The sequence below is a fragment of the Microbacterium sp. BWT-B31 genome (assembly GCF_041379855.1).
Classification (GTDB): Bacteria; Actinomycetota; Actinomycetes; order Actinomycetales; family Microbacteriaceae; genus Microbacterium.
This window is the reverse complement of record NZ_JBFECU010000014.1, coordinates 72,025-79,138: the sequence shown is the minus strand read 5'-3', so window position 1 is coordinate 79,138 and position 7,114 is coordinate 72,025. Positions and strand designations below refer to the sequence as shown.

General features: G+C 72.3%; 7 protein-coding genes. 1 reads left to right on the top strand and 6 read right to left on the bottom strand.

What is annotated here, in order from left to right; genetic code table 11:
- Positions 1-47: 47 nt before the first annotated feature.
- The 6 genes from AB1K54_RS13880 to AB1K54_RS13855 form a co-directional block, all read right to left on the bottom strand.
- On the bottom strand, positions 48-476 hold the full coding sequence (locus AB1K54_RS13880) for a hypothetical protein (protein ID WP_371203355.1): 429 nt from the start codon (positions 474-476) through the stop codon (positions 48-50).
- A gap of 233 nt (positions 477-709) precedes the next feature.
- A complete protein-coding gene (locus AB1K54_RS13875; RefSeq protein ID WP_371203354.1) occupies positions 710-2,041 on the bottom strand; it encodes an alpha-hydroxy-acid oxidizing protein in 1,332 nt (443 codons plus the stop codon).
- Between the two features lie 50 nt (positions 2,042-2,091).
- Positions 2,092-2,988 carry a hypothetical protein gene (locus tag AB1K54_RS13870; RefSeq protein ID WP_371203353.1) on the bottom strand — a complete coding sequence of 299 codons (897 nt, stop codon included), beginning with the start codon at positions 2,986-2,988 and terminating at the stop codon, positions 2,092-2,094.
- 302 nt (positions 2,989-3,290) lie between these two features.
- Positions 3,291-3,677, bottom strand: coding sequence for a hypothetical protein (locus AB1K54_RS13865; protein WP_371203352.1), 387 nt, complete (start codon positions 3,675-3,677; stop codon positions 3,291-3,293).
- A 4-nt stretch (positions 3,678-3,681) separates the two neighbouring features.
- Complete coding sequence (locus AB1K54_RS13860) at positions 3,682-4,617, bottom strand: cyclase family protein (RefSeq protein ID WP_371203351.1); 936 nt, start codon at positions 4,615-4,617, stop codon at positions 3,682-3,684.
- Positions 4,618-4,749: 132 nt separating this feature from the next.
- Positions 4,750-5,451 (bottom strand): GNAT family N-acetyltransferase, encoded by a 702-nt coding sequence (locus tag AB1K54_RS13855; RefSeq protein ID WP_371203350.1) that lies wholly within the window; start codon positions 5,449-5,451, stop codon positions 4,750-4,752.
- A gap of 253 nt (positions 5,452-5,704) precedes the next feature.
- On the opposite strand from AB1K54_RS13855, the gene AB1K54_RS13850 reads away from it, so the two are divergent.
- Positions 5,705-7,105 carry an MFS transporter gene (locus tag AB1K54_RS13850; protein WP_371203349.1) on the top strand — a complete coding sequence of 467 codons (1,401 nt, stop codon included), beginning with the start codon at positions 5,705-5,707 and terminating at the stop codon, positions 7,103-7,105.
- Positions 7,106-7,114 lie beyond the last annotated feature (9 nt).

Sequence of the window (7,114 nt, the reverse complement as noted above, 5' to 3'; positions counted from 1 at the left end):
CTTGAAGGTGCTCCTCGAACTGAGTGAATCTGAACTCTAGACAAGTCCTATTCTCCCAGATCAGGAGCACTTTCCCCATTCACCACACGGCACTCAGCCCGCCCCACCATGAAAGCCCGAGGCCAGCGCCGTTCGTTGTCGTCGGGCCAGTCGCCGCCGGCGGTGAGGAAGCGCGTGGCATCGCCGGACGAGACGTTGATCGGCCGCACGGTCGCGCACTCGGCGAGCGCGTCGTGCTCGGGCGACTCCTTGAACGCGTCGGCGAGCGCGTCGAGCATGTTGACCTTCTCGGAGCTCGTCGCCACGACCACGCTCGTGCAGCCGTCGTCGGCGAAGTCGCCGTCGATGCCATCGTCGGGGTTCGAGCCAGTGCACGCCGTGACCGCGAGTCCCACCGCCAGCACTGTGGCCAGGACACCGCCGAACCGAGGCGCGCGGCGGGAGGAGGTCGTCGTCGAAGGCATCCCGAGGGGCATGCCTCCAGAATAGGCGGTGACAGCGGAGTCACCGCCCGAGACTTCGCTGAGGCCTCGCTCAGACCTCATTCGTGCCGACTCCGAGATCGCCCAGCCATTCATCGACAAGCGGGAGGCCAGGTGCGGGGTGGCTGGGACGAGATCCCAGGCGGCTCTAGAGTCGACCGCGGCTCAGAATGAGTCGCCGAGCATCATCGGCAAACCGGGATCGGGTGCGAGCCAGCAGACCGCGCTCAGACCTCGCGCAAGGTGGCGCGTCCGAGGTCCGCCACGCTCGTGGCGCCGGCGAGTCCCATCGTGATGTCGAGTTCCGCGAGGATGTTCCGCACGACCTCGCGCACGCCGCTCTCACCGGCGACCGCGAGCCCGTAGGCGTACGGGCGACCGAGCGCCACGGCGGTCGCGCCGAGCGACAGCGCGATGACGGCATCGGCCCCGCCCCGCACCCCCGAGTCGAACACGATCGGCAGGCGCCCACCGATGCGGCGCTCGATCTCGGGCAGCGCCGCGAGCGTGGGCACGGACTGGTCGATCTGCCGCCCGCCGTGGTTCGAGATCCACACGCCGTCCATTCCGGCATCCAGCGCGCGGATCGCGTCGTCGGGGTGCACGATGCCCTTGAGGATGATCGGCAGGCTCGTCCACTCGCGCGCCTTGGCGAGGTCGTCCCAAGTGAGGGCCGGGGTCGAGAACACGTCGAGGAACGTCTCCACCGCGGCGCGGGGCAGCGGCGAGCGGAGGTTCTCGCGCAGCCTGCTCGATCCGGTGACCGCGGCGCCCTTGCGGGCGATCGACACGCCGGCCAGGACGGCCCTGGGCGTCGCCCTCACGGGGGGCGGGGCATCCGCTGGCCGCGAACCCGCCCGCGATCGCTCGCGCACCAACTGCTGGAACACCGGGTCGCTGGTGTACTGCGCGATGCCGAGGCCGCGCGTGAAGGGCAGGTACGCGAGGTCGAGATCGCGCGTGCGCCACCCGAGCAGGTGGGTGTCGACCGTCACGACGATCGCTTCGCACCCGGATGCCTCGGCCCGCCGCAGCAGCGACGCGTTGAGGTCGTCCGACGCCGACCAGTACAGCTGGAACAGCCGGGCCCCGTCGGGGGCGGCATCCGCCACCGCCTCCATGGGGTACGACGCCTGGTTCGACAGCGTGCAGGGGACGCCGAGGGATGCCGCAGCCCGCGCGACCGCGAGGTCGGCCTCGTCGCTGACCATCTCCATCACCCCGAGCGGGGCGAGAAGCACCGGCGTGGCGCGCCTCTTGCCGAGAAAGTCGATCGACAGGTCGCGCTCCGAGACGTCGCGCAACGGCCGCGGCCACACCTGCCACCGGTCGAACGCAGCCCGGTTGGCCGCCATCGTGCGCTCGGCGCCGGCCCCTCCCGCGATGTACGCGAAGGCCTCGGCGCTCACCGCCTTGCGTGCGGCGCGCTCGAGGGCATCGGGGTCGATCGGCACAGCGGGCTTGGCGCCGCTGATTCCGGCGCGGTAGATCTCGGACTGGGTCGCGCGAGAGATGCCGCGGGCCGATGCCGCCGGATCGAGGGGAGCCACGTCGCTCATGGGTCCAACCCTAGGCGGCCCCGGGGCCTCTGCCCGCTCTGCGGAGCATCTCACTCTCCGAACCCGCACCAGTCGGCGACCCACGACAGGATGCGACCGCGCAGGTCCTCGCCGACGAACCGCTCGATCTCGCCCGCCGCCCCGCCCACGACCACCCGCACGTCGAAGATCGTGCCGCGCTTGTCCTCCTGCACGGCGTGCGGGTCGCACCGCAACGGCACGATCGGAAGGCTGACGACAATCGGGGCGGTGTCGCCCGTGGCCACGGCGACGCCCAGCGGGAACGCGCCGTCGACGGATGCCGCGCCGAACGAGATCAGGTTCGTCTCCTGCACCGCGTCGATGGCGACCTCGCCGCGTCCGGTCGGCGCGATCGTCAGTTCGAGCCGCGCGGGAGCGCCCGGCGGCGACGGCTCGAACGCGGTGAAGGCGACGGAGGCGGCATCCGTCACCCTCTCGGCCCGGCACTCGCGCTCGTGCAGCGGCGCGAGAAAGCCGAGCGGGTCGGCCGCGGCGACGGTCGCCTCGCCCTCGGCCCCGTCGACGGCGAAGGCGAACGTGACCTGAGGCTCGGCGTCGTCCGGCCCGTCGCACACGACGGCAGCAAGCTGCACCCGCACGTCGACGGTGGCGCCCGGGGCGACCCGGCTCTCGCGCTCGACGACCCGCGCCGCGTCCTCGGCGAATCGCGGATCGCGCATGCGCACCCGGCCGATCACCAGGGTCTGGTCGGAGCCGTTCCCGATCACCACCTGCGCCTGGCGCGGGGCGACATCGGCGCGCTGCTGCCGCACCTCGACCGTCACGCCGTCCGGCAGGCGAGCCGTCCCGGACGAGGTCCACGCCGCACACCCCGACACGAGCAGCGCGACGAGCATGAGCGTCGACACGAGGCGCAGCAACAGCGCCCCGGCGTGCGATAGCGAGCCCGCAGCACCCGACGTCATGCGCACAGGGTAGCGTCGCGGCAATCGCTCGTGACCCGCGGGCCCCCAGAACCGCAGACCCGCGCCCGCGGGTCAGGCAGCGTGCATCCGATCGCCCGCGCGCAACGGACGGAACGTCGAGCGGCTGACGCGGGGCCCCCGCCGACGCGACAACAAGCGCTCGCGCGCGCCGCGAAGGAGCCCGGACGCGGCACACGGGTCGTGCGGTGCGTGCATGTCGGCCTCCGGTGCGGCTGCGATTCGTCAGCGACGTTACCGGCGCCGGACGCGCCTGCCGACGGGGAGAAATCCCCCACCCGGGGTCACCCCCAGGGGGATGCGCCCTCTCGGCCTCGCATCGGGCGCAGGGCTTCGGGCGCCGGCCACGGCAGCCCGAACCGCTCCACCGAAGCGTCGATCGCGCCGAAGTCGTCGGTCTGCACCACGACCCGGCCCGCCGTGCCCTCGCGCGGCGGCGTGACCTCGAGGATGCGCACGCGCACGGCGCCCGCGTCGCGCTCGAGCATCCACGCGTCGGCCAGCCACGCGAGACCTGTCTGTTCGAGCGCGGCCTCCGCGTCGAGCCAGTCGACGGCGCCGGTCGCCTCGCGCCCGAGCAGGTCGACGGCGACCCAGCCCTGGCCGTCGGGACGGATCCACCCGACGAGCTCGCCGTCGTCGCGCCGGTGCGGGGTCCAGTCGCCGTTCATGAGATCACGGCGCCACGGTCTCGGGCAGGCGGGCGAAGGCACGCACCGGGAATGTGCCGAACCCCTCGACGGCGGGCGGGGCGGCGGTGAAGCGCGCACCCGACGGCGCCAGCGCCCCGAGGTTCGTCAGGTGCTCGACGACATGCACGCCCGCGGCGAGCAGCAGCGTGTGCGCGGGCCGCTCGCCGCCGGACTCGGTGTCGTCGATGTTGAGCGAGTCGATGCCGACCAGGGCCGCGCCCGCGTCGATCAGCCACTGCGCGCCCTCGCCCGTGAGGAACGGGGCGCCGTGCGCGTACTCCGGCTGCCCGAACCAGCGGTCCCAACCCGTGTGCAGCAGCACCGCCGCGCCGCGCACGTCGCGATCGACGAGGGTCTCGGCGCGGATGCCGCGGCGCTCGGGCGTCCACGCGTCCTCGAGATGGAACACCTCGGTGCGCAGGTCGACGAGCGAGGCCAGGTCGAGCCCCGCGAGGTCGACGCCGTCCCCGTAGCGGTGGAACGGCGAGTCGAGATACGTGCCGGTGTTGCCGATCATCGTGATGACGTCCATCGCGAACTCGGTGCCCGGCGCGTAGCGGGCGCGCGAGTCCTCGCGAGTGAGGTGGGGCGTGATCACCGGCGCCGGCAGCCCCGGGTAGGTCACCAGGCCCGCGCGGATCGGGTGGCTGAGGTCGACGACGGATGCCTCGGCCGCAGCATCCGCCCTCTGCGCCGTCTCGACCCCGCGTGACCCGCGATGGGGCTCCTCGACCACCCGCAGTCCGCGCAACTCGACGTCGTCGACCAGCGCGAGCCCGAGATGCTGCACGAGCAGGCGCCCGACCGTGGTCTCGTCCGCCTCGTGCGAAGGCAGGTCGAGGCGGAATCCGGTGCCGGCGAGGTCTCCCCCGTTGGCGAAGCGGATCAGAAAGTCGAAGTGCGCGCGGTACTCGGGCATGCGGGCCAGCCTAGGGCGACGACGGATGCCACGGCCCGGGTTTCTGCGGAGATCCGGTGTTCTGAGGGCCGGGTCGGCGGGATTCCTCCTCAGAAGGGCAGATCCCCTCCGTTCGCCCTGGCGGTCGCGACGCTACGGCCGCACGAACAGGTACCCGCGCTCGTCGTCGAACCCGCCCACGACGAGCCCGTCGGCCAGGCGGGCGAGGAACCCCTCGCGCACGCGCAGGCGCCAGGCCGCGGCATCCGCTGGATTCTCGGCGCGGATCGCCGCGATGTCGGTGGGGATCGCGACCGACGCGACCACGCGGTCATCGGGCGGCGTCGGAACCGGCGGCGCGGCGAGCGACCATGTCACCAGCAGCCGGTCGGTCTGGTCGCCGCGGTTCACGCCGTCGTCCATCGCCCCGTAGTGGTTCACGAGGTACTCGGTCGCGCGGGTGCCGAGCACGCGCAGGTTGAAGTGCGCGTTGCGCGCCACGAGCGGGTCGAAGGTCCACGTGATGTGGCCGACGTCGCGCGCGAACGCCCACTCGCGCTGGTGCTGCTTGAGCCGCCGGCCCAGGCCCAGGCTCTGGTATTCGGGCAGCACCCCGGTGATGTGCGAGTGCATCGAGCGCGCCGCGGGCGCGGCGAAGAAGGCGGCGGATGCCCCGACCATGCGCCCACCCGAGAACACGCCCACCACGTAGTTGCCCGACTGGGCGAGCGCCCGCAGCAGGTTCGTGGGCATGCCCGATCCGCCGCCGCGCCACACCGCGTCGAACAGCGCGGACGCGGCGAAGATCTCATCGATCTTCTCGAGCGAACGGATCTCGATGTCATCAAGCGGCATCTGCCCAGTCTGCCTCTTTTCGCTTTGCGGGCCTGGCGTGCGGGCCCGCTCACTGGTAGCGTCTTGCGAGTTGTGGGAGCGATCCCGCAGGTGGGCCGTCGCCGGCGCGTCATACGAAGCCGGGGTGTCGGCGGGGTCCAGCCCACCGCCCGCTCACCGGGCGGGCTTTCGCCGTGTGGCCCTGGCCCCTTCGAACCGCCGCTAGCCTGAGCGGGTGGCCAGAGGCGATGCAGACAGAAGACGCCTCACCCGGATGCCTCCCCAAGGCGCCATCGTCGCCGTGCTGGCCATCGCGGGGCTGGCGTCGTCGTTCATGTTCACGCTGGTCGTGCCGATCCAGTCGAAGCTCCCCGAACTGCTGGACGCCAGCCGCGAGGACACCGCGTGGGTCGTGACGGCGACCCTGCTCGCCGCGGCCGTGTGCACCCCGATCTCGGGACGCCTGGGCGACATGTACGGCAAGCGCCGGATCGTGATCGTGCTGCTGGGCCTGCTCGTGCTCGGCTCGGTGATCGCGGCGCTCTCGCACAGCATCGTCGGGATCGTGATCGGGCGGGCGCTGCAGGGCGCGGTGACGGGTGTCATCCCGCTCGGCATCTCGATCCTGCGCGACGTGCTGCACGAGAAGCGCGTGGACTCCGCGATCGCCCTGATCAGCGCGACCCTCGGCGTGGGCGGCGCGATCGGCCTGCCCCTCAGCGCGATCGTGACCGAGCGCAGCGACTGGCACATGCTGTTCTGGGTGGCCGCCGGTCTCGGGGTCGTCGTGCTGCTGCTGGTCGTGTGGATCGTGCCGCCGAGCGTGCTGCGCACCGCGGGAAGGTTCGACTACATCGGCGCGGGCGGCCTCGCGGTGGGCCTCATCGGGGTGCTCCTGGCCGTGTCGCGCGGAGGGGTGTGGGGGTGGACGTCGCCGGCGACCATCGGCTGCGGACTGGGCGGGGTGGTCGTGCTGCTGCTGTGGGGTTGGTTCGAGCTGCGCATCGACGACCCGCTCCTCGACCTGCGCGTCGCGGCACGCCGGCCGGTGCTGCTCACGAACCTGACCTCGGTCGCGATGGGCTTCGCGCTGTTCGGCTCGAACGTGATCTACCCGCAGCTTCTGGAGCTGCCGGCGGCCCTGGGCGGCTTCGGGCTGTCGCTGCTGGCTGCGAGCCTGGTGGTCATGCCGTCGGGGCTCGTGATGATGGTGCTCTCGCCGGTGTCGGGGCGCCTCTCGCACCGGGTCGGACCCCGTGTGCTGCTCATCGCCGGTGCGGTGGCGCTGGTCTGTGCCTACACCTTCACGCTGCTGCTGCGCAGCGAGGTGTGGCACCTGCTGATCGCGAACCTCCTCATCGGCGTCGGCATCGGGTTCGGGTTCGCGGCGATGCCGATGCTCATCATGCGGTCTGTGCCCCAGACAGAGACCGGCGCGAGCAACGGCCTGAACGCCCTGTTCCGCTCCCTCGGCACCTCGAGCGCCGCCGCGGTCATCGGCGCGGTGCTGGCGACCTTCACCGTGCAGGCAGAAGGCGCGCAGGTGCCGACGCCGGTCGCGTTCCAGATCGCGTTCCTCCTCGGCGGCGCAGCGGCCGTGCTCGCGCTTCTGATCGGCGTGTTCATCCCGGCCCGGCGCGCGCCGGACGAGCGGCATCCGTCCCTGCGCGAGTGAGACGGCCCG

Bases quoted from the DNA above. Each gene is read 5' to 3' on its own strand.
- AB1K54_RS13875 (WP_371203354.1), bottom strand. From the start codon at position 2,041: ATGAGCGACGTGGCTCCCCTCGATCCGGCGGCATCGGCCCGCGGCATC.
- AB1K54_RS13860 (WP_371203351.1), bottom strand. From the start codon at position 4,617: ATGCCCGAGTACCGCGCGCACTTCGACTTTCTGATCCGCTTCGCCAAC.
- AB1K54_RS13855 (WP_371203350.1), bottom strand. From the start codon at position 5,451: ATGCCGCTTGATGACATCGAGATCCGTTCGCTCGAGAAGATCGATGAG.
- AB1K54_RS13870 (WP_371203353.1), bottom strand. From the start codon at position 2,988: ATGACGTCGGGTGCTGCGGGCTCGCTATCGCACGCCGGGGCGCTGTTG.
- AB1K54_RS13865 (WP_371203352.1), bottom strand. From the start codon at position 3,677: ATGAACGGCGACTGGACCCCGCACCGGCGCGACGACGGCGAGCTCGTC.
- AB1K54_RS13880 (WP_371203355.1), bottom strand. From the start codon at position 476: ATGCCCCTCGGGATGCCTTCGACGACGACCTCCTCCCGCCGCGCGCCT.
- AB1K54_RS13850 (WP_371203349.1), top strand. From the start codon at position 5,705: ATGCCTCCCCAAGGCGCCATCGTCGCCGTGCTGGCCATCGCGGGGCTG.